This is a genomic window from Cellvibrio sp. 25HG11W-0 (genome assembly GCF_057815475.1).
The window spans coordinates 2,424,514-2,451,509 of the sequence record NZ_CM174230.1; the positions used below are offsets into that span (position 1 = coordinate 2,424,514).

General features: G+C 46.6%; 22 protein-coding genes. 9 read left to right on the top strand and 13 right to left on the bottom strand.

The genetic code is table 11. From position 1 onward, the window contains the following. Nucleotides 1-10: 10 nt before the first annotated feature. The 4 genes from AC0KUT_RS10145 to AC0KUT_RS10160 all read right to left on the bottom strand — a co-directional run bounded on the left by AC0KUT_RS10145 (nt 11) and on the right by AC0KUT_RS10160 (nt 5,013). Nucleotides 11-877: a PP2C family protein-serine/threonine phosphatase gene (locus AC0KUT_RS10145; RefSeq protein WP_488835593.1), complete on the bottom strand. Its 867-nt coding sequence runs from the start codon at nt 875-877 to the stop codon at nt 11-13. Between the two features lie 181 nt (nt 878-1,058). After that, nucleotides 1,059-3,977 carry an insulinase family protein gene (locus tag AC0KUT_RS10150; protein WP_488835595.1) on the bottom strand — a complete coding sequence of 973 codons (2,919 nt, stop codon included), beginning with the start codon at nt 3,975-3,977 and terminating at the stop codon, nt 1,059-1,061. After that, the gene (locus tag AC0KUT_RS10155) at nt 3,974-4,672 is read right to left on the bottom strand and encodes a tRNA-uridine aminocarboxypropyltransferase (protein WP_488835597.1); all 699 of its coding nucleotides are present in this window, start codon (nt 4,670-4,672) and stop codon (nt 3,974-3,976) included. Before AC0KUT_RS10155 ends, AC0KUT_RS10150 begins: the two co-directional genes overlap by 4 nt. Continuing rightward, entirely contained in the window at nt 4,669-5,013 is a 345-nt protein-coding gene (locus AC0KUT_RS10160; RefSeq protein ID WP_488835599.1) for a GIY-YIG nuclease family protein, read from the bottom strand. The genes AC0KUT_RS10155 and AC0KUT_RS10160 overlap by 4 nt, the downstream gene beginning before the upstream one ends. Before the next feature lie 177 nt (nt 5,014-5,190). Between AC0KUT_RS10160 and AC0KUT_RS10165 the strand changes: the two genes are divergently transcribed. Further along, nucleotides 5,191-6,039: a methyltransferase domain-containing protein gene (locus AC0KUT_RS10165; protein ID WP_488835601.1), complete on the top strand. Its 849-nt coding sequence runs from the start codon at nt 5,191-5,193 to the stop codon at nt 6,037-6,039. 30 nt (nt 6,040-6,069) lie between these two features. Here the strand turns inward: AC0KUT_RS10165 and AC0KUT_RS10170 are convergent, their stop codons facing one another. The 6 genes from AC0KUT_RS10170 to AC0KUT_RS10195 form a co-directional block, all read right to left on the bottom strand. Beyond that, nucleotides 6,070-6,642: a TMEM165/GDT1 family protein gene (locus tag AC0KUT_RS10170; RefSeq protein ID WP_488835603.1), complete on the bottom strand. Its 573-nt coding sequence runs from the start codon at nt 6,640-6,642 to the stop codon at nt 6,070-6,072. 141 nt (nt 6,643-6,783) lie between these two features. Further along, the gene (locus AC0KUT_RS10175) at nt 6,784-7,392 is read right to left on the bottom strand and encodes a DUF3806 domain-containing protein (protein WP_488835605.1); all 609 of its coding nucleotides are present in this window, start codon (nt 7,390-7,392) and stop codon (nt 6,784-6,786) included. Nucleotides 7,393-7,402: 10 nt separating this feature from the next. Beyond that, nucleotides 7,403-8,953: an FMN-binding glutamate synthase family protein gene (locus tag AC0KUT_RS10180; RefSeq protein ID WP_488835607.1), complete on the bottom strand. Its 1,551-nt coding sequence runs from the start codon at nt 8,951-8,953 to the stop codon at nt 7,403-7,405. A gap of 83 nt (nt 8,954-9,036) precedes the next feature. Continuing rightward, nucleotides 9,037-10,788, bottom strand: coding sequence for a diguanylate cyclase domain-containing protein (locus AC0KUT_RS10185; RefSeq protein ID WP_488835609.1), 1,752 nt, complete (start codon nt 10,786-10,788; stop codon nt 9,037-9,039). Then, the gene (locus AC0KUT_RS10190) at nt 10,785-11,816 is read right to left on the bottom strand and encodes an extracellular solute-binding protein (protein ID WP_488835611.1); all 1,032 of its coding nucleotides are present in this window, start codon (nt 11,814-11,816) and stop codon (nt 10,785-10,787) included. Before AC0KUT_RS10190 ends, AC0KUT_RS10185 begins: the two co-directional genes overlap by 4 nt. Nucleotides 11,817-12,092: 276 nt before the next feature. Further along, complete coding sequence (locus AC0KUT_RS10195; protein ID WP_488835613.1) at nt 12,093-12,713, bottom strand: acyltransferase; 621 nt, start codon at nt 12,711-12,713, stop codon at nt 12,093-12,095. 493 nt (nt 12,714-13,206) lie between these two features. Between AC0KUT_RS10195 and AC0KUT_RS10200 the strand changes: the two genes are divergently transcribed. Together AC0KUT_RS10200 and AC0KUT_RS10205 are read left to right on the top strand one after the other, a co-directional pair. Further along, a complete protein-coding gene (locus tag AC0KUT_RS10200) occupies nt 13,207-13,947 on the top strand; it encodes a TIGR01621 family pseudouridine synthase (protein WP_488835615.1) in 741 nt (246 codons plus the stop codon). Further along, on the top strand, nt 13,940-15,532 hold the full coding sequence (locus AC0KUT_RS10205; protein ID WP_488835617.1) for an alpha/beta fold hydrolase: 1,593 nt from the start codon (nt 13,940-13,942) through the stop codon (nt 15,530-15,532). Before AC0KUT_RS10200 ends, AC0KUT_RS10205 begins: the two co-directional genes overlap by 8 nt. Nucleotides 15,533-15,648: 116 nt before the next feature. Here the strand turns inward: AC0KUT_RS10205 and acnB are convergent, their stop codons facing one another. Beyond that, nucleotides 15,649-18,267 (bottom strand): bifunctional aconitate hydratase 2/2-methylisocitrate dehydratase, encoded by a 2,619-nt coding sequence (acnB, locus tag AC0KUT_RS10210; RefSeq protein ID WP_488835619.1) that lies wholly within the window; start codon nt 18,265-18,267, stop codon nt 15,649-15,651. Nucleotides 18,268-18,699: 432 nt separating this feature from the next. Between acnB and AC0KUT_RS10215 the strand changes: the two genes are divergently transcribed. The 3 genes from AC0KUT_RS10215 to AC0KUT_RS10225 all read left to right on the top strand — a co-directional run bounded on the left by AC0KUT_RS10215 (nt 18,700) and on the right by AC0KUT_RS10225 (nt 20,951). Continuing rightward, nucleotides 18,700-19,746, top strand: coding sequence for an SMP-30/gluconolactonase/LRE family protein (locus AC0KUT_RS10215; protein WP_488835622.1), 1,047 nt, complete (start codon nt 18,700-18,702; stop codon nt 19,744-19,746). Between the two features lie 99 nt (nt 19,747-19,845). After that, nucleotides 19,846-20,328 carry a DUF1289 domain-containing protein gene (locus AC0KUT_RS10220; RefSeq protein WP_488835624.1) on the top strand — a complete coding sequence of 161 codons (483 nt, stop codon included), beginning with the start codon at nt 19,846-19,848 and terminating at the stop codon, nt 20,326-20,328. Between the two features lie 11 nt (nt 20,329-20,339). Beyond that, entirely contained in the window at nt 20,340-20,951 is a 612-nt protein-coding gene (locus tag AC0KUT_RS10225; RefSeq protein WP_488835626.1) for a MiaE family protein, read from the top strand. A gap of 89 nt (nt 20,952-21,040) precedes the next feature. Here AC0KUT_RS10225 and AC0KUT_RS10230 read toward each other — a convergent pair whose 3' ends face one another. Then, nucleotides 21,041-22,492 (bottom strand): TrkH family potassium uptake protein, encoded by a 1,452-nt coding sequence (locus AC0KUT_RS10230; RefSeq protein WP_488835628.1) that lies wholly within the window; start codon nt 22,490-22,492, stop codon nt 21,041-21,043. Between the two features lie 239 nt (nt 22,493-22,731). Here AC0KUT_RS10230 and AC0KUT_RS10235 point away from each other — a divergent pair, with 239 nt between their 5' ends. Both AC0KUT_RS10235 and AC0KUT_RS10240 read left to right on the top strand, forming a co-directional pair. Continuing rightward, on the top strand, nt 22,732-22,884 hold the full coding sequence (locus AC0KUT_RS10235; protein WP_488835630.1) for a hypothetical protein: 153 nt from the start codon (nt 22,732-22,734) through the stop codon (nt 22,882-22,884). 69 nt (nt 22,885-22,953) lie between these two features. Further along, nucleotides 22,954-23,985 (top strand): quinone-dependent dihydroorotate dehydrogenase, encoded by a 1,032-nt coding sequence (locus AC0KUT_RS10240; RefSeq protein ID WP_488835632.1) that lies wholly within the window; start codon nt 22,954-22,956, stop codon nt 23,983-23,985. Between the two features lie 143 nt (nt 23,986-24,128). Here AC0KUT_RS10240 and rmf read toward each other — a convergent pair whose 3' ends face one another. Next, entirely contained in the window at nt 24,129-24,353 is a 225-nt protein-coding gene (gene rmf, locus AC0KUT_RS10245) for a ribosome modulation factor (RefSeq protein WP_488835634.1), read from the bottom strand. A gap of 234 nt (nt 24,354-24,587) precedes the next feature. Between rmf and rlmKL the strand changes: the two genes are divergently transcribed. Continuing rightward, nucleotides 24,588-26,840 (top strand): bifunctional 23S rRNA (guanine(2069)-N(7))-methyltransferase RlmK/23S rRNA (guanine(2445)-N(2))-methyltransferase RlmL, encoded by a 2,253-nt coding sequence (gene rlmKL, locus AC0KUT_RS10250; RefSeq protein ID WP_488835636.1) that lies wholly within the window; start codon nt 24,588-24,590, stop codon nt 26,838-26,840. Nucleotides 26,841-26,996: the final 156 nt, after the last annotated feature.

Genomic DNA, 26,996 nt, shown 5'->3' on the forward strand with positions numbered 1-26,996 from the left:
TTGAGTGTGGTCATTGGCTAATAATAAAAACTAACAGCGCCATCAAAGAAATGAGAGCGGTCGAAAATATCCATGTGTCAATTTTTGTTTTACCCGTCAAATAAGGTACCCAATCTTGCCAATGATTGAGACGCAACTTCCGTTGGATTGGCGATTCAATTATTTGCAGCGTAATGTTATCGCGCCCGCCACTGGTAAGTGCCGCGTGTAGTAACTGATCTACTCCAGTCAAGCAATTGCTGGAATTAGATAAAATTTGTGCGATAGTGCGATCGCTCACTTCGTCGGTGAGGCCATCGCTACAGAGCAGTACCCATTGATTTTGTTGCCATTGATAGTTGCGGGTATCAACATTTAATTCTTGCAGCTCTTGCATACCCAAACACTGCGTAATGATATTTTTATCTGGGTGAAATTCTGCATCTTCGGGATTTATAGCACCGCTATCTACCAACATCTGTACATACGAGTGGTCAATACTGAGTTGCTCTAGACGTCCGCCTTCAGCGTTTGGCGTCCATAGATAGGCACGGCTGTCGCCGACCCAGGCAATTTGAAAGTGGTTGCCATTAGATTGCAGTGCTACCACAGTGGAGCCCATACCAGGCGCGCCAATTCCTTTTGCTGGCGCGGCGAGAATTTTGCGATGAGCGGTTTGAATACTGTCAGCGAGTGAGGCGGATTTATTGAGATGTATTTGTTTGGCAATGGTGTCGCGCACTATGGCGCTCGCCACTTCGCCGGCTTCGTGCCCACCCATACCATCGGCAACTAGCCACAAACCATGCTCCGGCTGACTGAGAAAACAGTCTTCGTTATTGTCGCGAACCAATCCTGGGTGGGAGGCGGCGCTATAGTCAAGCGGGCTTGTAGTCATAGTTTACAAGTGAGCATCAATGCATTTGTTATTTTTGTTGGCGAGGAATTCGCCAGCAGCCTTAGCGCTCAATACTAGTTGAGTTTGCCATGGAAAACTACGCGCAGGCGCATATTTCAGTCTGCTCGCCTCAGTTGCTCCTTCTTCAGCGGTGGCAGACTTGATTTTAGTCTGTCTCAAGCTAGAGCGTCTTTATTGTCAATTGCAGTGCTTCAATCTGCGCTTTCTGCCCTTGATGTGTAACGAGTGCAATACTGGCTTTAGCGGGGTCTAAATAGATTTTAGCCACACGCTGTAAATCAGCCACTTTCACTGCGAGTACACGATTGCGGAATTGCTCGCGTTTGGCGCGCGTGCGACCGAATAACTCTGCGTGATACGTAGACTTGGCTTCGCCTGCAGGAGAGCCGGGTTTATCTATACTGCTTATGACTCCTAATATAGCCTCTTCCAGCGACTGCCATGGGTGGTCATTGGTGTGCAACCACTCAAGTGCTGCATCGAAGTCATTCAGTGTTTCCACTAAGCGTGGGTCTCGATAGGAGTAGAAGCGAAATGCAGCACTATGATTATCTTGGCTCGCACCGCCGCCATAGGCACCACCTTGCTCGCGAATGGCGCGATGTAAAAAGCCATTGCGTAAAAATCCAGCTAATACAGTGAGCGGCGCAGCATCGGGGTGATCACTGGGTACGCTAGGGTAGGCTTTCGCGCAGAAATTGACTTGGGTATTAGTAATCCAAGCTTCGCGTACGGTTTGATTGATGGGAGGCAGCTCAAACGGCGTAAAAGCGTCTGACGCATTATTTTGGCTCCAGTGTTCACTTAGCAATTGGCTGAGGTTATCTAAATGTTCATCTTCACCCACTATGACAAATTGCTTGGGTGCCGCCAAAATAAGTTGGTGAATTTGTTGGAGCTGCTCTGCAAGCAATTGAATATTTTGCTCATCATCTAATCCATTGTCTAATAGCTTAAGTGCCGCTATTCCCGCCAAACCATTCAGTTCATGTGTGATTTTGGCGCTAGGGGTCATGCCTGCGCAGGCCGCAGCCATGGCTAGACTATGGCCTTGCCCGGTAATACTTTGGTCTCTGCGTGCGCGACTTTGGGCAACTAATTCGCGAATACGGTCGAGCTCATCAAAATGCACGTCGAGTAGGGTGCTGCGCAACAATTCATTCATGGCGCGACTGTTGCGATTGAGTGCTTTGGTGGAGAGCGTTATATAAGCATCAATTTTTTGTACGTCATTACCATCGCCGCGTACGCTGCTAAAAGCACTGATGGCACCGACCACTTCGGCCTGCCAACGCTGTACGGCTAAGTAATCTTTGGTACCCACACCAAGCTCGGTTAAACATAAGCAATATAGGTTGAGTATGTTTTGTAGCTCGGGGGTAAGTGCGGGTAATTTACAGGTGATCTGTTGATAGACTAAGCCATTGGTGCCTGCTGCATAGCGACGTAGTGGATAGCCATTGAAGGTTTCGTGTGAGCCTGCAGTGTAATGCAAGTCAGCGGGGATATCTTCCAAGCCAACCTTGGGCAAAATACTTTCGTCATCTTTTTGCAGCTGGCGCGCCTGCAGGGCTTTTGTGCGAGCAATAATGGCGGCTTTATCAGCTTCATTGAGGCTGGCTTTTAATTCAGCTAAACGTGCGATTTCAGTCGCCTGAATGCGCCCCCCCATTGCTGTGTCAGGGCGTAGGCTTAGGCGAACGCGATGCGGATTATCAATTAACCATTTGCGCGCGAGCTGTTGAATAAACTCTGGATTTTGGATCTTGCTGCGTAAATTTTCTAAAGCTGCATCTAGATCGAGCAATGCGATCGGGTCGCCGCGGTGGGTAGCTGCCGTTAACCCCGTTAGAATGATTTGCAGGCCATAGGGGTAGCCATCGCCACCAACTTCGCGTTGCGACAATTCTAATTGATGCAGTGATGCTTCGATTTGTGCTTGTGGTACGCCGTCTTGAGCAACTGCTTCTAGCGTGGCGAGAATCATGGATTCTATTGCATCGGCATCACTTAATTTGCAACCTTCTAAGCCGCATACAAACGCAATTTCGCGGGAGGAGTCATCTAAGCCACAGAGCGGTGAGGGCGCTTGGCCTAAATCGCTGGTTTCTAAAGCCTGCTGCAATGGCGAGGCGCTGTTGTCGAGCAAAATATTGGCGAGCAATTGCGCTTCTAACGATTCATCTAGATTGGTGGTTGTACCAAGCAGCCACGCAATGACCAGATGATTTTTATGTTCTAAATCTTCTGCATCACTCTCATCTAGCGGGTAGGCTTCTTCTACTTTAATGGGAGCGTGATAGCGTTTTTCATTGGGAACGGCAATGTGTGTATCGAGCGCGTCAAATTTGCTGAGAGCTTGATCTTGAAATTTTTGCTGATGGACCTCGGCCGCTATGTCGCCATAGGTCATAAAAATAGCATTGCTGGGGTGATAGTGGACGCGATAAAAATCTTGCAGTTGTTGATAAGTTAAGTCGGGGATATCTTCTGGCTCACCGCCACTGTTGTAGTGATAGGTTGTGGTTGGGTAGAGGTATTTACAGAGCGTATGCCACAGCTGTGAAGACACTGAACTCATTGCACCTTTCATTTCATTAAATACAATACCTTTAAAAACCAAATCAGAATTGGCGTTTTCTGGCTCAGCAAATTCTACTCTATGACCTTCTTGTGCAAAGTCTAATTCGTCTAAGCGAGAAAAAAATACCGCATCCAAATAAACATCCAAAAGATTATTGAAATCTTTTCTGTTTTGGCTGGCAAAAGGGTAAGCAGTCCAGTCAGAACTGGTAAAAGCATTCATAAAGGTATTAAGTGAACGGCGCACCATCATAAAGAAGGGGTCGCGGACCGGATATTTTTGGCTACCACAAAGTGCAGTATGTTCGAGAATATGAGCTACACCGCGCGAATCCTGCGGCACTGTGCGCAGTGCCACGAGGAAAACATTTTCGTTATTATCGGCAGCGAGGTGAATATGCTGCGCACCGGTAACGCGGTGGCGATATTCTTCAACACGAATTTTGAGTGAATCTAGCGGTTGGCTGCGAAGTAATTCAAAAGCGGGATGACTCATAGGGATTCAGGATCTCGTGTTGATTTTGAATGAAGGTGTGCTGCAGGTGTAAAAGCTGCCTGCTGGGCAACAAAGTCTGTAAAGGCAGCGAGCAAGTGAGTGTAGTTGGAGTGCTGCGCTTCAAGTTGCTGCAAAGCGTAACAACTTGCCTCTAGGGTTGATAGCTGATTTTCTTGGTGCGCCTTGCGAATGGTGTAAATGGACACGGGTGTTGCATCCAAGCTTAGGCGCGGTAAAGACTGTAATTCTGGGTTTACATAGAGCATTTTACGGCTTTTTCGCCAAGTTCCATCAATAACGACAAGGCGCAGTGTTTCTGGCCGCTGCATGTCTGCATGGGTCAATACTGCGGGTGATTGCAGTCCTATAGCTTTATCTTCTGGGGTAGCAGGGTACAGTAAAATGGGTTGGCGGTGATCCGCGTAGAGTGCCTCATGCAGATCTTTAGGAGAAAAATCTTCACCGATGAGTGTTTGTGAGTTTTTTAAGCTTAAGGCTAAAAGCCCGAGCGTATTTTTAGCATTTGTAACCTCTTGAGGATGCTGCAAAATCAGTAGCTCTACAATATTCTGTGTGGGCCTGATGTGCGCGCAAATACAGGTACGTATTGGACGAGCACATCGCGCGCAAGCGCTGCGGCGACTTGATGGGACGCTATTGTTTAAGATGTGGTGATGTCTTATGTTTTGAGTCATCTGCGCGCAAAGGGCGCAGATTGCGCATCAATAATGGGTAAGTCAGCGAATTGCTGGCTAGCAAACAAGCTGCGTGTGCTGTTTAAGCTTTGTACAATATGATCGATTTTTTTGGGGCGACTGAGTGACTTAAGTAGATATTCGCGTTTACTCGCATTACTGCGTGAAGATACCGCTTCAAGTAAGCATAGGGCTTCTGGTTTGCGCCCATTAAAATAGCGTGCGCCAGCCTTACCTTCACTATGTTCGCGCCAGCGCCGCGTCATATTCGTGGTAATGCCAGTATAAATTTGCTGATCGCTACTGAGTATCATATAGACAAACCAGAGTTGTTCGGACATGAGCTTGGGAGTTCGCACAAGATGTTGAGTTTAAGCTGCCTAGCATAACAAATTTTGCCGTGCTAAAGGCGCGGTATTTGTTGACTTGCGCAGCTATTTCAGTGCAAATACGCGCTTTATTTACGCGATCCGTCCAGCACAACACTGTAGCTGCGCCAAACAATATTCGAGCACCCAATGGCTAAAGAGTCCAATCTGCAAGATCGCAATTTTGATGATCTTGCCAAACGCTTTAAAAAAAATGTGTATGGTGGCCTCAAGGGTGATATTCGCCTTGCTGTGCTCAACCGCGATTGTGCTGAGCATATTGCTATGGCGCCATTTCGGGCGGGCTCACACACCACAGATGTGGATGTATTTCAGGCACCTTGGACCATACTCGATGCGGGGGGTGGGCAAGGGCAATTTTCGCTACAGCTGGCGCTAGCTGGGCATAGAGTGGTGATCTGTGATATTTCAGCTGAGATGCTTAAACTCGCTGAAACGGAGGTGCGCGCATTAGGCGTGGAAGGTCGAGTAACCCTGGTGCACTGCGCATTACAAGATTTATCGACGCATTTGCCGAGTGATTTTACAGGAGGCGAAAACTTACAATTTGATATGGTGATTTGTCACGCAGTGATGGAATGGCTGCAAGAGCCAAGGTCGCTCTTGCCGCACTTATTAGGCTACTTGAAGCCACAAGCCTATCTGTCATTAACGTTTTATAATTTACACTCATTGATTTACAAGAACTTATTGCGTGCGAATTTCAAGAAAATAATTGCTCAGGACTACTCTGGTGCGCGCGGTAGTTTAACGCCAATTAATCCTCTTGACCCAATTAAGGTGCTGAGCTGGCTGCAGGCATTACCTTTGAACTTGCTTTGTCACAGTGGTATTCGTGTTTTTCACGATTACATCTTTGATGGAGAAGCGCGCGAAGCTCAACCTCAAACATTGCTCGAGTTAGAGCTGCAGTTTTCACGGCAGGAGCCTTATAGATCTCTAGGGCGCTATCAGCATTTATTGTTGCAGGCGGATTGAGTTCACAGCAAAAAACACTTTAATATGTGCTTAAGGTGCGGCCACCAGTGTAACTAGCGCCAGTATTAAAAAAAGGCCACACGCGATGCGGTGGGCCAACTGCATAGGCATTTTATCTAGCAGCCACTTCCCCGCAAAAATAACGGGCATATTGGCCAGTAGCATTCCCAGGGTCGTACCCGCTATAACAGCGGTTGTCATCCACAGTGATTCATTGAATTTCGCGGCTAAAATAACCGTGGCAATTTGGGTTTTATCGCCGATTTCTGCCAAGAAAAATAATACCAGAGTGGCAATAAAAGGCCCGTATTGGGTAAAGCGGCTATCACCTTCATCTGCCTTGTCGGGAATAAGTAGCCAGAGTGCAATGGCTACAAAACTGGCGCTAATGATCCAAGGTATCCAGTGTGCTGGAATGAGTTCCGCGAGCCATGTACCCAGCCATGCCGAAAGCCCATGATTCAGCAGTGTGGCGAGTAGGATGCCGGCGCTAATGATAAATGGGCGACCATAGCGAGCGGCAAGAAAAAGTGCGAGCAGTTGCGTTTTATCGCCAATTTCAGCAAGACTTACAGCGAGAGTTGAACTTAAAAAAGCGTCCATATAATAATTCGATGGTTTCTGTTTTGAGGGGTTTTTAGTAAATGCGCTATTTTAATAAGAATATGGAGGTCAGAAGTTGAGCTCTCCGCGTCTTTAAAAAATAACTTAACCTTGGCGCTGTAGATGTTTGAGTAACTGAAACTATTGGGGCGTGGCGCTAAATGAGTCAGTGTGCAACTTATGCAATATTCCACCGCCATAGGGGATTTGCGGCAAAAATTTTTCCATTCGCATGATTGCAGTATCGTAAAGTTTTTGCATGTCAGGGCGCGTGCCTATTTGCATGCGTCTTTGGATCATGGTGACGGGAAACATGCATTCTTTTGTGCCTTTGGCGCAAACCGCACGGCTGCGTCCTAGGCTGTCCTCATAGATTTTCCATTCAAGCGTATTGGGGAAGTCGGCAAGCATAATATTACCCAGTGCTATGCCCATGGCTTGTTGCAAAACAACATCTTCATTTTTAACCCAATTTTTATCTACTAAAAGCTGAAGTAAATTTAAATCGGAGAGATCTCTATGTAATTGCATGCCCAGTTTTAATTGGGCTAGTTGGTTAACTTTTTCGACTTCCTTTTCCATGTGGCTTTTATCCATCCAACCGAGCTCTTTAACGGTTAACTTAATGTCATCCACGGCGGTACTTTGTTGAATGTTAAGAGGCGTTTGAGCGCTACAAACTGCACCTAATAAACTCAAAATCAACAACGAAGAGCGAATGTATCGGATAAAGCTCTGATTGAATAACATGTTATAAACCTTAAGAAAGACTGATGTTGTTTGTGCTTGCTTGACCAGCATCTTGCTTTATATCGCCTAGCAAGTTGATTGGTTGCGGTTGCACTTCGTGCATAGGTCGTGAAAAGCCATTGGGCATAACTAAATGTATATGTTCTGCTTTGAGTTGGCGTGGATCTATAACGCCACAAGAGTGTGCAATCATAGCAACACTTTTAGTTAAGTTGTGTTGATAGGCTGCCACGCGAGTTGCTTTATCGGTAGGGTCTAAACCTTTTTGTAGTTTCGCATTATGTGTCGTGATGCCTGTAGGGCAGGTGTTCTTATGGCATTGCAAGGCTTGAATACAGCCTAGTGCAAACATAAAGCCGCGTGCGCTATTTATAAAGTCTGCACCACTGGCGAGCGCCCAAGCCACCATTGCGGGTGTTATAAGTTTACCGGCGACGACAATTTTTATACGGTCTTTAAGGCCCGCCTCTTCTAATAAGCCACTTAACCAAGGTAGGCTTTCTTTTACGGGTAAGCCAACATTATCCATGAGCGGTTGAGGCGCAGCGCCTGTGCCGCCATCGCCGCTATCGAGGGTAATGAAATCAGGGGCAGATTCTATACCGCGCACACGGATTTCATGCACAAGATCCACCAGCCAGCGACGCTCACCCATCACTGCTTTAAAACCGACGGGTTTACCTGTGTGGTTGCGAACCCGTCCGACCATATCGAGTAAATCAATGACTGAGCGTATATCAGTATGGCCGTTGGGGCTAATAGAAGCTTCGCCTTGAGGGATGCCGCGAATTTGGGCTACCTCTAAAGACACCTTCTCCGCGGGGAGTATGCCGCCTTTACCCGGCTTGGCACCTTGACTAAGTTTAATTTCAAACATTTTTATTTGATCTATGGCGGCGAGTTCCTGCAGGCGTTGATCGCTCAGGTTACCGCTTGTGTCGCGCACACCGTATTTAGCAGTCCCTATCTGAAAAACTAAATCGCAATTGCCTGCAAGATGATAAGGCGAGAGACCACCTTCACCGGTATTGAGCCAGCAGCCTGCTTTAGCGGCTCCCTGAGAGAGCGCGAGTATGGCGGGGCGTGAAATGGCGCCGTAGCTCATGGCTGAAATATTAAAAATTGAACTTGTGGTATAAGGTTTTTTACAAAAGGGACCTAGGGTCACAGGTAAAATAGGTATGCTATCTGCGTCCAATATAGGAAAGGGCGAGTTGAGAAAAATTAATGTGCCCGGTTGACTAAGGTTGAGGGTAGAACCAAAAGCAATGTTGCTGTCCACATTTTTAGCGGCGCGATAAACCCAAGAGCGGTCAGCGCGATTAAAAGGCATTTCCTCGCGATCTTGTGCAAAAAAGTACTGACGGAAAAACTCGCCGAGGTGCTCAAAGAAATAACGAAAACGCCCAATTACCGGATAGTTTTTGCGGATGGTGTGTGTGCTTTGGGTAATATCAACCACATACATAAAAACGACTATTAATAGCCCTATACCTATGACTGTTATAAAAGCAAGCTCCAACCAGGTAAGTAGGCTTAATGCAAAATTACTATGAATCATGTAGATGTGTATCCTGAACTGAGTGTGCGCAATATCCGATTGCCTAGTAAGCCGAATTGGTTTTTAACCATTCGTGTGTGGTTTTAACTTAGGATATCGCTATAGTGTTTAATGATGTTCTTTCCCGCAGATTTAGCGTAATACATCGCTTGATCTGCATGCTTGGTAAGGCTATCAATTGTCGAGCCATCTTGCGGGTGCAGTGCTATGCCAATACTACAGGAGATATTGATTTGATGGTGTTGAATATGCAGTGGCTGGCTGAGTTGAGCGCGAATTTTTTCGGCAATTTGACGGCTGATAAGTCGTAAGTCCATATTTGCAAGGTGCTGGTCGCGCGATGAAATAATGATCATGAACTCATCGCCACCAATACGCGCGACTGTGTCAACTTCCCGAACAGCGGTCAACATTTTTAAGGCGACCTGCTGCAGAAGTTTGTCGCCCACATCGTGTCCATATAGGTCATTCACGGGTTTAAAGTTATCCAAATCAACCAGCATAACTGCAACTTCCGTTTTATCACGTCGCGCTTTGATAATGGCTTGATTCATGCGATCTTCTAATAAAATACGATTAGGTAGCCCTGTTAGCGCATCGTGATGGGCAACCCGGTGTAATATTCGCCGCTGGTTGCGTAGCTCATCAAATTGCGCATTTAATTTTTTTGCCATGGAGGTAAAGTTTCTAGCCAGTACACCCAATTCATCATTAGTGTTGACGGGTAGTTCGGGTAGTGCATCGCCATCCTGAAAGTTTTCAAACGTTTTCGCCATAAGCTGTAGTGGGCGAGAAATAGTGCGCGCGAGCAAGAACGAAATAAGGATGAGCAGGCAACTAAAGCCAAGGGATATTTTTAAATTATTGAGTCCTAATTGTCGACTTTCTGCCAATGTAGTATCGAGCTTAGTGATCAAGCCAATAACAATATATTTTTGCTCTGCGGGTGTGTTAAAGGGAATTTTCTTAAGTGAGATGATGGCACGTTTTGTTGGGTCGCTAAAATCTGTGATTTCTTCAGAAAGTTGCGCAGCTTCGCCAGAAAAAATTCGCTGCGAAGCTTTTAAGTCTTGTTGTATCAAATAGCGTGTGCCCTTGTCAAAACCAAATGTTTTCACCTTGTCAGGATGTATCAAGTAGTCACCTTCCGCATTGGTGGCTATTACATCTATATCGCTCGATACATCCGTTTGAATTAATGAAAACATTTGCTCAAGATCTACATTAATTACAATCAAGCCGGATAAACGATTACTTTCTGTAAATACTGGGGTGGCGGCAATTAGGGTCGGTTTACCAAAATCGCTACGAGCACCTCGCTCTTTATTGAGGCGAATACTCGATATGTAAATTTCACCAGGCTTGAGTTTTAATGTGTTAAAAACGTAAGAAAAATGCCCCTTTTCTTGCAGTGCTAAGCCTTTCACCATAAGTGTGTGACCTGTCGTTTTATCGACTCTTACTAGCTCGCGACCATGATCTTGGGTGCCAATAAAGCGTACTTGGGTATATTCCATGTGTGCTAACAGAAATTTACTTAGCGCGCCGCCAAGTCGTTCTTTTTGCTGTTTAATTGATTGTTTGTTTTGGCCTTCGACAATTTCCTCGAGGGCTGGCAACTTAGAAATAAATACAAGATCCTTGGCTATATCATCAATAAAAAAACTGTAGCGGTTGGCCAATACCTGAGTGGCGGTTATTAATTTTTCTTTAGCCGATTTAATGAGAAGATCGCGGCTGTTCGTATAAGAGTAATAGACGCTCACCGATGCACTAAGAATGCTGAGGAGTGCTATCCATAACGTTAGCTTGACGACAATTTTGGCTCGAATCATTTAAATCGCTCCAAGACGTCACCTGATAAAATGCTCTCCCAAAGGTTATTGCGCTGTTCAGAATTCTTTATAGGCTCAAGCCAGATTAGTGGTATAGCTTGAGATTGTTGTGTGTTTTGAATTGTGTTCGCTAGCCCATGTGTATTGCTGAGGCGCATGCTCATTTTTTCTGAAAGTGAAAAATTTATCCAGCGCTCAGCGAGATCGCCTTTTGAGTTGCTCGCTATAGCCCAGCAATCTAGCCAAGCAAGAGTGCCGTCGGGAGGAAGGGTGTAGCCCACATCTGCACCTACATCGCGCAGTGCTTTTAGTTGTTGGGTACCGTAGTTGGCATAAATAATGGCTATATCTTGCGTTTTAAATAACTTTACAACTTCCTGTGGTGAGGAATAAAAGGTCAGCACGTTGCGCCTAAGCGCAACAAGGCGGCGTGCGGCGGCGGTTAACTCTTCAGAGGTCATTTGAAAGGGGTGAGGGAAGCCGAGATTAAGTGCGGCGAGGGTAAAGTTGTGAGTGCTGGTATTGAACGCTAATACTTTACCTGCATATTTTTCATCCCAAAGCGCACTAATGGACTCTGGAGCCTGATTAACTAATACCCGATTGTAAATTAAACCCATTTCCGAGTAGGCGTAAGGTACGGCGTAGAGTTTCTCGTTATTGATTATGCCGGGGATATTTTGTTGTTGTTGAAAGCGAGGTGTTTGTTTTTGAATATTGGGAATGCTTTGGGTATTCACTGGCCTAAGTAGACCTTTATGAATATAGCGTTGAAGCTCTGCTGTATTTACGGCTATAAGATCATAAGGGTCGTTCTGTGTTTCATTAAACATTTGCCAAAGTTCGTCATCCGAATAGGCGTAGCTAATGTCGAGGTTTACATTATTTTGCTGTTCAAACTGTGCAACCAAATCTTCATCCGCATAACCTTCCCAGGTCAGTATGCGTAAAGTTGTTTGAGGCGCAGCTGTGGCGTGCAATGCAAATGCACATAATCCCACAGCGATGAGGCGCATAGCTACCGACATGAACTAGCCTTTGAATGTATGATCTAGTGAACCCCTGATAAATTAGCTTGCTTGCCCTAAGGCTATTAAATCTGGATCGCGCGGTGCTCGCCTACAATGCTCATTCATTTCAATTTGCTCGGTTTTTAACACAGTGTGCTGCTCAATCTTTAGTTGTGATCTTCGCTTTGCTGTGGCTCGACCTATTTCCTTTAATAATCCTAGCTTAGGTGGTAGGACAATATAGGAGTCGTTGTCAAATATATAGCCGTAGGTTGATCATGCTGTCATCTGGTTTTAGCGCATCCCAATTAAGTGTGCAGGGTTGCCGGCAACTTTAGTGTACTCGGCCACCGCTTTGGTAACCACGCTCCCCATGCCGACGACAGCACCTGTGCCGATCTTAACTCCATCCACTATACCGCTGTGAGCGCCAATCCAAACATCCTCACCAATACTGATGCCTTGAGAGCTAACGGCCTGGTCTTTAATTAAATACTCTGCAGCCATTCCATGATTAAAGGCATAAGCTGAAGTGTAGGCGGCAATACGGGTATTATGGCCAATTTTTATGCCTTTTGTGCCACCATCGAGGCTTACATGGTGATTTATCGATACGTGGTTGCCCAGAGTGATGGGGCCATGAATAACGCAATCTGCTGCAATATAAGAGTTGTCGCCTATTACTATGGCGCGCCCAGGCTCAGCAAAAAGGCGGGTTTCTGGTGCAATAAAACAATTACGACCAATAGAGATGGTCTCCATGCTCATTAAGTAAGCTTGCCATTCTTGTTGCCATTCTTCAGCCCAAACTCTATTGCGCGGTTTGAGCGTTGCGTAGAGCCAGGGCATATAGCTCAAGCGTAGTTTGTGCTGTGTGCGGTAGCGGGTAAAATCGTCTGATTCGGTCGTATGCATAACAACAGTCGTAAGGCGTTAGGTGCAGAGATTATAATCTCGAAATACTATAGGGTCACGACACGAACTCTGTATTTGCGAGCAATAGTGTGCTGGCCCTGATGTTTCAGTGATAGTGTTTGGTTTAATGGCTATTTTAGAAGGGCTTTAGGCGTTTAATGGAGGCGAAAGAGTTTGGCGGGATCATAAATTGCGAGGAGGTAAAAAAGGTGTCCGCTAGCTGTATGGTGATTGGTTTGTTGGCTTGGCCTGAAATCTGGTTGGCTCACGAAGCCCAACAAGCACGACACAATTCCAAACATGGAGCACCGCAATAGGCGCTCATAGGGTTTACCCGTCATTTTTACAGTCTGTAGCGGACACCTGAGTTCATTATAGCCATGCCCACTGAGGCCGCGAGAAATTCCTTAGTTTTTTACGTCACTAGGCTTTTATTTTTATCGTTAATTAAATATATGGCCTCTTGAGTTACTTTTTTTATGGAATCACCTAGATGTATGAAATAGTTGAAGATAACGAAGATTTTGTGGTGATCTATAAACAACCCAACACCAGTTTTCACAGTGATACTGGCGAGGCTGGACTTTTTGAAACAGTTAAACAGCGCGAGCAATATGCCGAGCTGTATCCTGTACATCGCTTAGATAAGGTAACTTCAGGACTCTTGGTGATGGCTAAAAATGCACAAACAAACCGTGCATTACTGGATCAGTTTCGTTTGCGTCAAATAGAAAAATATTATCTTGCCATTAGCCACAAAAAACCAAAGAAAAAACAAGGTTTAATAAAAGGAGATATGCAAGCGGCGCGGCGCGGCGCGTGGAAGTTAATGCCAACATTGACCAATCCGGCCACTACACAGTTTTTTAGCAATGGGATCGAGGGTAGTGGGCGCTTGTTTGTACTTAAACCGCACACGGGTAAGACGCATCAATTACGCGTTGCCTTAAAAAGCATAGGCGCGCCAATCGCGGGTGACCTACTTTATGCGGATGCTACTGAAAATCGCCATATAGATCGCGCCTATCTCCACGCATTCAGTGTTGGGTTTAGACTTGAGCAGCGCGATTATAGGTTCACTGAATTGCCGCGAGAAGGTGAGTTTTTTTTATCATCAGCATTTTCCATTGCAGTCAAAGAATTTCTGCAGCCTTGGATGCTTGCTTGGCCTCAGGTCTCTGTTTATGTGGGCACTGCAGATCAGGCGGGCACTGTAGAGTTAGCTGATGAATAGTTCTCGTCATTTTTATTCTAAGCTTCGCTACCTTTTTATTATGGTGTTGATGCTGGGAATAAGTGTGGCAGCAGCCTTTGCGTATACAGGTCTCTCATTTCAGTTCAGCTCGCCGGTGGCCAAAGAGAAGGCGCCTTATGAGCTTGTGCATATTCAATGCTGGTTTAAGGCACCTTGGCGCGATCAGGTGGATTGCGCTGAACTTCATGTAAAAAGTGAAACGAGTCATTTTGTATTGGCAGTGGTGGTATTGCGCGATGAATCTTCTGAGCACAAGTCCGATCCATTAGTATATTTACAGGGGGGGCCTGGCGCAGGTGCTAATTTAGATGAGGAGGGTATTGCAGGATGGTTGCGTTGGATGAGGCTAGCTCAACTGCAACGCGATTTAATTCTACTTGATCCACGCGGAACTGGGCATAGCCAACCGCGCTTGGATTGTTCGGCATTTGATCTATTCAATCGTAAAATCCTAAAGGAAAATATTGCCTTAGCAGATGAGCTAAAAGCATCCTATCAATTGACGGAAAAATGTTTTGCCGATTTTCAGCGGCACAGTCAACTTAATCCACATGATTTCGGCAGTCGTCAGAGCGCAACCGATGTGCGTGCGCTTATGGGGTTGTTGAACTATGGTGACTGGAATTTATTGGGTGTTTCCTATGGAACGCGTTTAGCTTTAGAGATTGCAAGGCAAGAAACCATGGTGCAGGAAGAAGAGAGTGCGGAATATGCGTTAACTCAGGGGAAAACACGGTTAAAAAGTATGGTGTTAGATTCTGTGTATCCCGCTGGATTTGGCGGTGTACAAACTTGGCCACAGGTGCTCGATTCTGCTATGCAGAATTTTTTTGTTGGCTGTGTGGTTATGCCTGAATGTGCGGCTGCTATCAGTGGTAGCGCGCAGGTCACGCCTAAGGCTCAAGCACTTGAGCAGCGCTTTATGGCTGCTTTACAGCATCTAAAAAATCATCCAGTGAATATCACTGTGCCGCGCTGGGATGGCGAGGCACCCATTTATTTTTTAGTAAATGACCATCGTTTTTTATCGGCAAGTTTTTCTGCTATTTACAATCCTTCGCGCTGGCCGCAAGTGGCTGCAGCGGTAAGGGCGGTAGAATTGGGCAAGTCTAACGCTATTAAAACGTTATTGGCGCCTTACTTGAATCGCAGTTTCAGCAGTAATTTTAATAGTTTAACCTTTGCTGCAGTGGATTGTGCGGACAACCCGATTCAAGCAGAGACAGATTATCGTGCTGCCGTAGAAGCTTATCCATTATTTTCTGACTACACGCGTGATCAATGGCAGTTTCAAACTTGCCACGAGCTTAATAAGTACAGCACCAAAGACGTTTATCTTGAACTGGTAAAGCCTAATGTGCCCAGCTTGCTTTTGGCGGGCGCACTTGACCCTATAACACCGTTGACATGGGCGCAACAGCTAAAACGACAATGGCCAGAGACTCAATTGATCGTGCGCAAGAATTTGGCGCATTCCGTATTGAGTGATGATGTGTGCTTGTTGCAAAATCTTGGGGGTTTTTTCAATGCGCCAGAGCAAACTTTTACAGCTTGCCAGCATTAGGATTGACTCTTGCAGAGGTGTAAAAATATTACGCTAAAAAAACAAAACCCCGCATGTGAAGGCGGGGTTTTGTCAAAGACTAAGCGCTAATACAATGCGTCTATAGTTCTTTTGTGCTACACGGCAACAGTTTGTATTTCAACTGCTGCAATACGCTTGCCTTCGTCAGCTGCTTTTTGGTAGCTGGCGATTTCATTGAAGTTGAGGTAGCGATAAATTTCGCTGCTCATGCTGTCAATTTTCTGTGCGTATTCTTGGTATTCAGCAGGTGTAGGCAACTTGCCAATAACCGCCGCAATTGCCGCCAACTCCGCAGAGGCCAAGTACACATTGGCACCATTACCTAAACGGTTGGGGAAGTTACGGGTAGAGGTAGACACAACCGTCGAGTTAGGTGCTACGCGCGCTTGGTTACCCATGCACAGCGAGCAACCAGGCATTTCGGTGCGTGCACCCTTAGCACCGTAAATATTGTAGTAGCCTTCTTCCATTAATTGGTGCTCGTCCATTTTGGTGGGCGGCGCAATCCACAGGCGAGTGGTTAATTCTTCTTTAGTAGAAGACAACAATTTACCAGCAGCGCGGAAGTGACCAATGTTGGTCATACAAGAACCGATAAATACTTCGTCAATTTTTGCGCCAGCAACATCGCTCAATATTTTTACATCGTCTGGGTCGTTAGGGCAGGCAAGGATAGGCTCTTTGATGTCGGCCAAGTCAATGTCAATCACTGCCGCGTATTCTGCGTCGGCATCGGCTTCCATCAACTCTGGGTTGGCGATCCACGCTTCCATTTTTTGTGCGCGGCGCTCAAGGGTGCGGACATCGCCGTAACCTTGTTCGATCATCCAGCGCAGCATCGTGATGTTGGAAGACATGTATTCAATGATGGGCTCTTTGTCCATCTTAATAGTACAGCCAGCGGCCGAACGCTCAGCAGAGGCATCAGAAATTTCAAATGCTTGTTCGACTTTAAGCGTTGGCAAGCCTTCAACTTCAAGAATACGACCAGAGAAGATGTTCTTCTTGTTCTTTTTCTCAACGGTTAACAGACCTTGCTTAATCGCGTACAACGGAATCGCATTCACCAAGTCACGCAGGGTGATGCCGGGTTGCAGTTTGCCTTTAAAGCGAACCAATACTGATTCAGGCATATCCAAAGGCATAACGCCGGTCGCTGCAGCGAAGGCAACCAAGCCAGAGCCGGCTGGGAAAGAAATCCCCATTGGGAAGCGGGTGTGTGAATCGCCGCCAGTACCTACAGTGTCAGGCAGCAGCATGCGGTTCAACCAGCTGTGAATGATGCCATCGCCTGGGCGCAGTGAAACACCGCCGCGGGTCATGATGAAGTCAGGCAGGGTGTGCTGGGTGTCAATATCCACTGGCTTAGGGTAGGCGGCGGTGTGGCAGAAAGACTGCATGGTCAAGTCGGCAGAAAAGCCCAAGCAAGCCAAGTCTTTCAGTTCATCGCGGGTCATTGGGCCGGTAGTGTCCTGTGAACCTACGGTGGTCATGTAGGGCTCGCAGTAGGTGCCGGGACGAATGCCGGTAGTGCCGCAAGCTTTGCCGACCATTTTTTGTGCCAAGGTGTAGCCTTTGCCGGTATCGGCAGGTGCTACGGGCAAGCGGAATAGGGTGCTTACGGGGAGGCCTAAAGCAGCGCGTGCTTTAGTGGTTAAGCCGCGGCCAACGATGAGGGGAATACGACCGCCAGCTTGCACTTCATCCAGTAATACGTCGGATTTTAAGCTGAAGTCAGACAAAACTTCGCCGGTTTCGGCGTTGAGGATTTTGCCTTCATAGGGGCGAATTTCAATGACATCGCCCATGTTGAGTTTGTCTACGGGGGCTTCAAATACCAAGGCGCCAGCATCTTCCATGGTGTTGTAGAAAATAGGGGCTACGTTGTTGCCGATACACACACCGCCGGTACGCTTGTTGGGTACGCCGGGAATATCATCACCGATGAACCACAGTACTGAGTTGGTGGCCGATTTACGTGAAGAGCCAGTACCGACCACATCGCCCACAAAGGCCAAGGGGTAACCTTTAGCTTTGAGTGCATCAATTTGCTTGATGGGGCCAACAGCACCTTGTTCGTCGGGGGTTAAACCCTCACGTGCCATTTTGAACATGGCTAAGGCGTGCAGTGGAATGTCGGGGCGTGACCATGCATCGGGGGCGGGAGACAGATCATCGGTATTGGTTTCGCCGGTGACTTTTAATACGGTGAGTTTGGTGCTTTCGGGTACTTTAGGCTTGTTGGTAAACCATTCGCCCGCAGCCCAAGATTCCATCACTTCTTTCGCGATGGAGTTGCCCGCTTTCATTTTTTCTTCCACGTCGTGGAAGGCGTCAAACATCAAAAGCGTGTGCTTGAGTTCTTTCGCGGCCAAGGGCGCCAATTCGGCGTTGTCCAGCAGGTTCACGAGGGTTTCGATGTTGTAACCGCCGAGCATCATGCCCAGTAGTTTAATCGCGAGGGGCTTATCAATGAGGGGTGAGCTTGCTTCGCCATTTAATATCGCACTCAAATAAGCCGCTTTAACATAGGCAGCTTCATCCACACCGGGCGGAACACGGTTGGTGATTAAGTCGAGTAAGGTTTCTGCTTCATTAGCGGGGGGATTTTTGAGCAGTTCAACCAAACCAGCTACTTGCTCTGCATTTAATGGCTTTGGTGGAACTCCTTCAGCGGCGCGTTCTGCGACGTGACTACGATAGGCTTCAAGCACGGTAATTTCCTCATTAGTGTGATGTTACTCCCTCGGCAGGATCTCTGCGTCTGGAGGCTATCCATGACCTTCATGGATTTAGCGGCGCATAGGCACAAGGCGCTGCCAAGGTGCTCGCGAACGAGCGGGCATTCGGGCCGAAAGTATACAGCAAGCTGGCATGGCTGTTAACGCCTGCGCAAAGCAATTGATGAATTGAAATTGGTGGGGTAGTTAATTGCAGCCAAATCCCGGTCGTTTTAACGATTAAAGTAGATTTTGGGGTAGGGGTGTGTGCTATGGTTGCGGCCTGTTTTGAGTCGTATTAACTGCTTGTGATTCGCGCGAATGACGATCATGTACTGCTCAAATACAGTCAGCATTAGTGCTGTAGATAAAAAATACAACGACAAAATAAGGTCAAAACCATACTACTAATAAATTGAGGAATTCATGAAAACTTCCCAACAAACAATAATGATATCGGCGCTTATGGCGTCATTACTGTTCGCGGTAACTGGCTGCGAAAAACAAGCAGAAGACTCCCAATTGCAACATGAAGCCGCTGCACAAGTCGCGTCATCGAGCCTTGCGGCAGAGCTTAAATCTAGGGTTGTTGTGCCACCTGCAGCTAGCTGCACGGGTACTGCACCTATGGGGGAGCTAACACCAGAGCGCATAGTGGGTGCTAACAGCACTCGAACAGAAGACGGCTTGTATGAAGGTGCTGTCTGGACTCAAGGCGCACTGTACTTTTCAGACTTCACCTTTGCGGAAGGTTTTCCATCACGCATTCAGCGTTTAGGTGCTGATGGTGTAATGACGACGGTTATCGATGATTCTGGCAGTAATGGTTTAGCGTTGGACAACGATGGCAATCTGGTCGCTGGCACGCACAAATTTAAAGGTCTCTCGCGCTACAATTTGGCCACTGGAGAGCGTACACCACTAGCGGGTGAGTACGCGGGCAATGTGTTTAATTCGCCAAATGATATTGCCATAGCCAAAGATGGCACTATTTATTTTACCGATCCGAGCTTTCAGAGCGCTGCAGCTCCGGGTGGTCAGGCAAAAACTGGTGTATATCGCGTTGCGACTGATGGTGCTGTCACCTTGGTAGATGACACTATAACCAACCCCAATGGTATAGCCTTGTCGCCCGCAGGTGATGTGCTCTATGTTAATGGCGGCGGCGAGCAGGGCTTATTGCGCGCTTACCCTATTGTGGATGGCGTACCCCAAATGGGTGCAGATTTGGTGACTGGCTTACATATTCCGGATGGCATGGCGGTCGACTGCCTCGGCAATATCTACTTGACCGAGCATGTTAAGCGCAAACTAAAAGTATTTACCCCAGCGGGTGAGCAAATTGCGATAATGTCTCTCGATGCAAATGTTACCAATGCAGCTTTTGGCGGTGCCGAAGGTAAAACACTCTACCTAACCGGCGCAGGTGCCGTATGGAAACAAGAGCTGGATATCACGGGTTCGCCCTATTAATTCTTAACTTGTGTGCAATTTAAACGTTGAAAAGCGAGCAACTTAATATGTCGCTCGCTTTTTCATTAATTCAATAATGATATTTATTAACTTAAAACGATGTTGATTTTAAAATCTGTTAAAACGCCCTGTGTTGGCATCTGCTCCACGGGTATTGGCGATAGTGTTTGCCGTGGCTGTAAGCGCTTTGGTCATGAAGTGATTGACTGGAATGCGTATACCCATGAGCAGCGCGTTATTATTGCTGAACGGCTTGAAAAATTTTTGGCGCAAGTTGTTGAAAATAAAATCCAAGTTATAGATAAAAAACTGCTCTTTACGCAAATCAAACATCAACAAATACAATTCAAAGCAGAGCAAAACCCCTATTGCTGGGTGTTTGACTTGCTGCGCGCAGGCGCCAGTCAAATTCAAGATTTACACATCTATGGCCTAGCATTGCAGCCTGAGTGGCGCGGCCGCTCCCTAACGGAAATTCGCGATTCTATCGATCAAGATTTTTACGCGCTTTCCTGCGCTTATTACGAACGCTATATATCGCCCTGCTTTATTACCCCTGAAATGCTCCTGCCAAAACCTTAAGAATATAGACTATGAATGCTCTCGCTCGAATCCATCAGTTTTTACACTGCGAAACCCCTGATGCTTGGATACAAAATGCGCTCGATAATCAGGCGCTACTGCTGTTGGATCACGCCAACTGCGAAAAAAAGGCTGCATCAACGGCGCTCAATTTAATGTTCCGCTATGTGGGCGATTTTGACATGATGCACAAAATGTCGCGCCTTGCCCGCGAAGAGTTGCGTCACTACGAGCAGGTTATGGATATCATGATGACGCGTGGCATTCGCTACGATCAAATCACGCCCGGCCGCTATGCGGGTGAAATGCGCAAATTGGTGCGCACTCATGAGCCAGCGCGCTTTATCGACACCCTCATTGTGGGGGCCATCATCGAGGCCCGCTCCTGCGAACGCTTCGCCAAACTTGCTCCGCACTTAGACGAAGAGCTAAAAAAGTTTTACTTGTCACTGCTTAAGTCCGAAGCTCGTCACTACGAAGATTATTTAACGCTCGCTCAACGGGCGGCCGAAGGCGCTGACATATCGGAGCGAGTGCAAGCGTTTTTGGCGTTGGAAAAAACCTTGATTGAAGGCGGAGATGCAGAGTTTAGATTTCACTCTGGGGTTGTTGTTTCTACCTAGGTTAGAAGATAAGCAGCTAGGCAGATAAACAGGGGAAATAGGTCAGTAGGTGAATTGATAGAGTCGTTAAATCTTTCGCCTAATGAAGGTTAAGTTCGCCAGAATGCGGGAGCAAATAATACAAGTAGCGTCACAAACTCTAAACGACCTAAAAGCATACCAAAGGAGAGGGTATATTTGGCCGCGTCACTCAGGCTGGCGAAATTCCCCGCTGGCCCTATCAGATCACCTAGCCCCGGACCAACATTCATAAGTGCCGTCGCTGCTCCGCTAAAGCTGGTGATCAGATCAAGGCCTGTCATACCCAATATGATCGTAATAATCAGCAGGGAAAGAAACATAAAAATCATAAAGGATACGGAAGAGGCGATAATTTCAGCACTGACAATACGATTGTTATAGCGCCTGCTGATAATCGCCTTAGGGTGTATCGCTGTGACTAACTGCTCTTTAATAAGCCCGCCAAATAACTGCAAACGAAACACTTTTATCCCGCCGCTGGTAGAACCCGAGCAGCCACCAATAAAGGTGCAAAACAAAAAAATTATCCAAGTTAAATTGCCCCATTGTTGATAATCCGTGGAGGCAAAACCGGTGGTGGTAATTACCGAAACCAAGTTAAAACAGCTGTGGGTAATGGCCTCCCAAGGGCTCATGGTTTGGTGGTAAATCAATGGAATACTGAGGAAGCAGGTGGTCAGTAATACTATAGCGAGCAGGCCGCGCACCTGAGCATCGCGTAAAAACATAAACTTTTGGTGCACGACTAAGCGCACAAACAAGACAAAGGGAATTGCACCGGCGAGCATAAAAAATATGGCGATCCACATCAGCCACAGGCTGGAAAATTGGCCAAAAGAGCTATCTGAGGTTGAGAAACCACCGGTAGAAACCGTGGCCATAGCATGGTTAATTGCGTTAAACCAACTCATCCCGCCCAGCTTAAACATCAAGCAACAAATAACAGAGAGCCCAAGATAGCAATAGATAATCATGGCCATAAGGCTGCGCGCGCGCGGCATGGCTTTGTCAGACCATTCGGACGATTCGGTTTTAAACAGGCGCATACCGCCCACCCGCAAAAAAGGCAAGATGGCGATAGCCATACCAATGATGCCCACGCCACCAATCCAATTTAAGATAGAGCGCCAGAGCAAAATATCCCTCGGTAACTTATCCAAACCAGACATAACCGATGAGCCGGTAGTGGTGATGCCGGATACCCCTTCAAAAATTGCATCCGCAAGGCTCAAGTGATGGCGCATCAGCAGAAACGGAATGGCGCTGAAAAACGAGGTGCCCAGCCACGCGCAAGCAGTAATCAAAAATACTTGGCGCGGTTGCAAAAATTCGAGATTGGTTTTGCGTGCAAACAGCAGTAGCCCAATACCTGAGAGGCTGGTAATCACGGCAGCGGTTACAAAGGCGATTTGATTGCGAGAATCCTCACTGATCGAGAGGATGAGAGGAATAAGCATGAACAGTGCAAGAATATTTAATATCGCTCCAAGGATTAACAAGGCGGGCGCGAATAATTTCATGCGGGATCTCGTGGAAGAGAAAAGTGCGCGCATTCTAGGCTGTATTTGGGGTGGAGCCAAGGTCTGCCGAATAATAAGGGCTGCCGAATAATATAAAGGGGCAATCGAGTGCGGTTATAGCGCCGATTGGCAGCCTGTGCATACAAAAGCTTAGCGCCATAAGAATTTTGCACAGGTATTTAGGTTATGATCGAAGCAGCATCACCTGATGTCATTAATAATTTCAAAGGAAATCATCCATGAATGATAAAGAAACTGAAGCAAGTGGTAAGGCGCCTGTTAGCACTGGCTCTGACAGTAATTGGGCGCTGGATTTGGCGGTCGTGTTTATTGGTGGTTTGCTGCTGGCGCGTAACCTAGGAATTGATTTAAAGCTCCTAAATCGACTCTGATGCACTAATCCAGTATCCTTGTTGCTATATTTATCCGTCTTAATTCCACTCACAGATCTAGAGTCTCGCATGTATAGCCATATCCGTTCGCTGTTGTTCCGTTTAGACCCAGAAACTTCCCATGAATTGAGCTTAGATATGCTCGGTGCTGCCGAGAGATTGGGTGTCTTGCGCTATTTTGCTCCTAGTATTCCCATTGCTCCACAGGAAGTCATGGGGCTCCGGTTTTCTAACCCAGTCGGTATGGCAGCAGGGCTGGATAAAAACGGTGATTACTTTAATGCCTTGGGTCAATTGGGTTTTGGTTTTGTGGAGATAGGTACTATCACCCCGCGTCCTCAAGCGGGAAACCCCCAACCACGCTTGTTCCGCATCCCTGAGGCCCAAGCGATTATCAATCGTATGGGCTTCAATAATAAAGGTGTGGATCACCTTGTGGCACAGGTTAAAAAACGTCGATATCAAGGAATTTTAGGTATTAATATTGGCAAGAATGCGACTACGCCAGTCGAAAATGCGGCCGATGACTACTTGACCTGTTTACGTAAAGTCTATGCACATGCAGACTATGTGACGGTAAATATATCGTCTCCTAATACGCCAGGTTTACGTGATTTACAATTCGGCGATTCGCTTAGTCGACTGTTAGAAACTATCAAAAGAGAGCAGGGCCTTTTAGCGGATGCAGAGGGTCGCTATGTACCTATTGCCGTAAAAATTGCACCTGATATGGATGCTGCTGCTATAGCTCAAGTGGCGGGGGTTCTGCTGCAACAGGGAATGGATGGTGTTATAGCCACCAATACCACTATAGGGCGCGAGGGCGTTGAGGCCTTCCCACTGGGTGCGGAAACGGGCGGTTTGAGTGGTCTGCCAGTGCGCGCCAAGAGCACTAAGCTAATCGAAGTGCTCAATGGTTGCTTGGGCGGTAAGCTACCCATTATTGGAGTGGGTGGGATTTTTGATGGCGCAAGTGCTGCTGAAAAAATTCGTGCTGGTGCCTCAATGGTGCAGATTTACAGTGGGTTTATCTATGAGGGGCCTAATGTGATTCGCGCTGCTGCAGAAGGTATTGCCAGCTATTTACAGGAGCAAAATTGATCTGACACGTAAATGGTTGCAGTGCTAAAGAGAGTGAAGCGTAAAAAGATGGGAGCTATAAGAAAGCCCGCTTAGCGGGCTTAGGGTTTAATGACAGAAGTCAGTATTCGGGCTGTATATTGTATAATTTGTCGAGTTGTTGATTAGCCACTCGCGGCCATAGAATGAATGTTGTTGATTTTTTGAACCTGAGCTAAACGGCTGTAACCGTCCCATTGATCTATGCGCGACTCGCGCCAGCCATTAAGCCATTGCTGACGATTCAGCCCTGACTCATGTGGGCAAAGACTACGAGAACGCCCATCAATTCCAGCTTGATACCCTTTTGTGAATGCGCGTTCTGTTTGGTCACGTTTTTGACGTTTCATCAGTTATTGCACCTCAAATTGTTGTGGATTATCTTTTGTAGCTGTGTAGCGGAAAACGAATTGTACCCTCTTGGTTTTTGGTGTGGGCTTGAAGTACACCAGAATTAAACGGCTTAGTGAACGACCAATATCTTCTACTAATATTGGTTTTTATATCATAAGTGCATAGCACATATATTTGACACTCTGATGACGCTCACTGAGAGTTAGTCACAATACTTTTGGAAAAGTTCCATGATTCACCAATATTTCGCTACTTGTCCTAAAGGCTTAGAAGGCCTGCTACTCACCGAACTTGGCCAATTAGGCGCAGAGGAGCTACGTGAAACCGTTGCGGGCATCTATTTTTCCGGTGATATACGCTTAGCCTATAGAGTTTGTTTATGGTCGCGCCTAGCGAATAAAGTACTCTTGCCTTTGGACTCATTTGAAATCAGTAATCAAGATGATCTATACGATGGTGTGCGCGCCCTGCGTTGGGAGGAGCATCTGAGCCCCCAGGGTTCATTATTGGTAGATTTTATTGGTACCAATGATGTGATTCGTAATACACAGTTCGGTGCGGTGAAGGTGAAAGATGCCATAGTAGATTGTCTGCGTGATTTTAGTGGTGAACGTCCATCTGTTGCTAAGCGAGATCCAGATTTGCGCATCAATGTTCGCTTAAGTAAAAGCAAAGTTATTGTGAGTTTGGATCTTTCGGGAGATAGTCTTCATCGCCGTGGCTATCGTATTAAACAGGGTAGTGCGCCCATGAAAGAAAACCTTGCCGCAGGAATATTGTTGCGTGCTGGGTGGCCGCAAATAGCGGCTGAAGGTGGTGCGCTACTTGACCCTATGTGTGGTTCGGGCACGCTTTTAGTGGAAGCTGGATTGATTGCTGCTGATATAGCGCCGGGTTTATTGCGTGGTAGTTTTGGTTTTGAGCGGTGGCTTCATCATCGCAATGATATGTGGTTAGAACTCCGCGATGAAGCGCATGAGCGGAAGCGTGTTGGCTTAGAAAAAGATCTTCCAGAAATTCGCGGATATGATGCGGATATAAAAGTTATTCGCGCTGCTGAGGAGAATATTGTAAGTGCGGAACTCGATCATTGGTTGCGCGTTACTCGCAAAGAGTTGGGTGAATTCAAAAAGCCTACACACACAGAAATTAAAAATGGTTTAGTTATTAGCAACCCTCCTTATGGCGAGCGTTTAGGTGAAGTTGAATCACTCAAAATTCTGTATGCGCATTTGGGTGAACGTCTACGTAATGAGTTTCAGGGGTGGCGTGCAGGTGTTTTTACAGGGAACCCTGATTTGGGTAAGCAGATGGGTTTGCGTGCTGAGAAAAAGTATAAGTTTTTTAACGGCACCATACCCAGCGAACTTTTAATGTTTAGTATTGATGGTGAAGCGTTTGTACAGAGCCGGGTAGAGCAGGATGGCCGATTCAGTAAAGATATTGAAGAGCGTACTGCAGCTGAACTTCAAGCTCAGGCCAGCAATCGTCAAGAGCAGGCTGATGCGCTGTCCAATGGTGCGCAAATGTTAGTTAATCGCCTACAGAAAAATTTTAAACAATTGCAAAAGTGGGCCAAGAAAAATGATATTAGCTGTTATCGTCTCTACGATGCAGATATGCCTGAATACTCTGCTGCAATAGATATTTATCGCGGGCAAACTCAGCCGCACAAGCCCGAACAACTTTATGCGCATGTGCAAGAGTATGCAGCCCCTAAGTCTGTGGATGAAGACCGCGCAGCAGCACGCTTTGCCGAGATAGAGCAAGCAGTGCCATTTGTATTGGATATACCTGCCGCGCATATTAGCTATAAACAGCGCCGTCGCAACAAAGGTACTAGTCAGTATGAAAAAGTAAGTGACCGCCCTACTGGGGATGTATTTAGTGTGCGCGAAGGGCAAGCTAAATTACATGTCAATATGTGGCAATATCTGGATACAGGTTTGTTTCTTGATCACCGTTTGGTGCGCTTAATGATTGCGCACCTTGCTAAGGATGCACGTTTTCTGAATTTATTTTGTTATACCGCTACCGCGAGTGTGCACGCGGCTTTGGGTGGTGCGCGTTATACTGTTTCAGTAGATATGTCGAACACCTATTTGAATTGGGCACGTAAAAATTATGCACTCAACGGTTTAAGTGAGTCGCGTAATCGATTGGAGCAAGCTGATTGTTTAAAGTGGTTAACAGAAAATGATCAGCAATTTGATTTGATATTGCTTGATCCCCCTAGTTTTTCTAACTCTAAGCGGATGGAGGATGTACTTGATGTGCAGCTCGATCATGTGGGCATGATCGAGCAGGCGATGCGTGCACTGAGTGAGCACGGCACCTTAATATTCTCAAATAATTTGCGCAGTTTTAAATTGGATGAAGAGGCATTGAGTGCATACACAATAAAGGATATTAGCGTTGCTACTATTGATGAGGATTTTAAGCGTAACGCCAGAATACACCAGTGTTGGCTGATTACCCATTAAAGGTACCTTAGCCCTTGTTTCGTATAACAGCGAAGTAGATATGTACCATGTAAGCCCCTTATACCGCTAATTAGGGAGTTGATAATGTTAAACCTATGGCTGTGCATTACTTATATGGGGCTGATTTTTTCAATCGCGGTAGATGCCAAGGCTAAC

Excerpts from the sequence above, each read along its gene's own strand:
- AC0KUT_RS10145 (WP_488835593.1), bottom strand. The coding sequence starts at position 877 with ATGACTACAAGCCCGCTTGACTATAGCGCCGCCTCCCACCCAGGATTG.
- AC0KUT_RS10150 (WP_488835595.1), bottom strand. The coding sequence starts at position 3,977 with ATGAGTCATCCCGCTTTTGAATTACTTCGCAGCCAACCGCTAGATTCA.
- AC0KUT_RS10155 (WP_488835597.1), bottom strand. The coding sequence starts at position 4,672 with ATGACTCAAAACATAAGACATCACCACATCTTAAACAATAGCGTCCCA.
- AC0KUT_RS10160 (WP_488835599.1), bottom strand. The coding sequence starts at position 5,013 with ATGTCCGAACAACTCTGGTTTGTCTATATGATACTCAGTAGCGATCAG.
- AC0KUT_RS10165 (WP_488835601.1), top strand. The coding sequence starts at position 5,191 with ATGGCTAAAGAGTCCAATCTGCAAGATCGCAATTTTGATGATCTTGCC.
- AC0KUT_RS10170 (WP_488835603.1), bottom strand. The coding sequence starts at position 6,642 with ATGGACGCTTTTTTAAGTTCAACTCTCGCTGTAAGTCTTGCTGAAATT.
- AC0KUT_RS10175 (WP_488835605.1), bottom strand. The coding sequence starts at position 7,392 with ATGTTATTCAATCAGAGCTTTATCCGATACATTCGCTCTTCGTTGTTG.
- AC0KUT_RS10180 (WP_488835607.1), bottom strand. The coding sequence starts at position 8,953 with ATGATTCATAGTAATTTTGCATTAAGCCTACTTACCTGGTTGGAGCTT.
- AC0KUT_RS10185 (WP_488835609.1), bottom strand. The coding sequence starts at position 10,788 with ATGATTCGAGCCAAAATTGTCGTCAAGCTAACGTTATGGATAGCACTC.
- AC0KUT_RS10190 (WP_488835611.1), bottom strand. The coding sequence starts at position 11,816 with ATGTCGGTAGCTATGCGCCTCATCGCTGTGGGATTATGTGCATTTGCA.
- AC0KUT_RS10195 (WP_488835613.1), bottom strand. The coding sequence starts at position 12,713 with ATGCATACGACCGAATCAGACGATTTTACCCGCTACCGCACACAGCAC.
- AC0KUT_RS10200 (WP_488835615.1), top strand. The coding sequence starts at position 13,207 with ATGTATGAAATAGTTGAAGATAACGAAGATTTTGTGGTGATCTATAAA.
- AC0KUT_RS10205 (WP_488835617.1), top strand. The coding sequence starts at position 13,940 with ATGAATAGTTCTCGTCATTTTTATTCTAAGCTTCGCTACCTTTTTATT.
- AC0KUT_RS10215 (WP_488835622.1), top strand. The coding sequence starts at position 18,700 with ATGAAAACTTCCCAACAAACAATAATGATATCGGCGCTTATGGCGTCA.
- AC0KUT_RS10220 (WP_488835624.1), top strand. The coding sequence starts at position 19,846 with ATGTTGATTTTAAAATCTGTTAAAACGCCCTGTGTTGGCATCTGCTCC.
- AC0KUT_RS10225 (WP_488835626.1), top strand. The coding sequence starts at position 20,340 with ATGAATGCTCTCGCTCGAATCCATCAGTTTTTACACTGCGAAACCCCT.
- AC0KUT_RS10230 (WP_488835628.1), bottom strand. The coding sequence starts at position 22,492 with ATGAAATTATTCGCGCCCGCCTTGTTAATCCTTGGAGCGATATTAAAT.
- AC0KUT_RS10235 (WP_488835630.1), top strand. The coding sequence starts at position 22,732 with ATGAATGATAAAGAAACTGAAGCAAGTGGTAAGGCGCCTGTTAGCACT.
- AC0KUT_RS10240 (WP_488835632.1), top strand. The coding sequence starts at position 22,954 with ATGTATAGCCATATCCGTTCGCTGTTGTTCCGTTTAGACCCAGAAACT.
- rmf (WP_488835634.1), bottom strand. The coding sequence starts at position 24,353 with ATGAAACGTCAAAAACGTGACCAAACAGAACGCGCATTCACAAAAGGG.
- rlmKL (WP_488835636.1), top strand. The coding sequence starts at position 24,588 with ATGATTCACCAATATTTCGCTACTTGTCCTAAAGGCTTAGAAGGCCTG.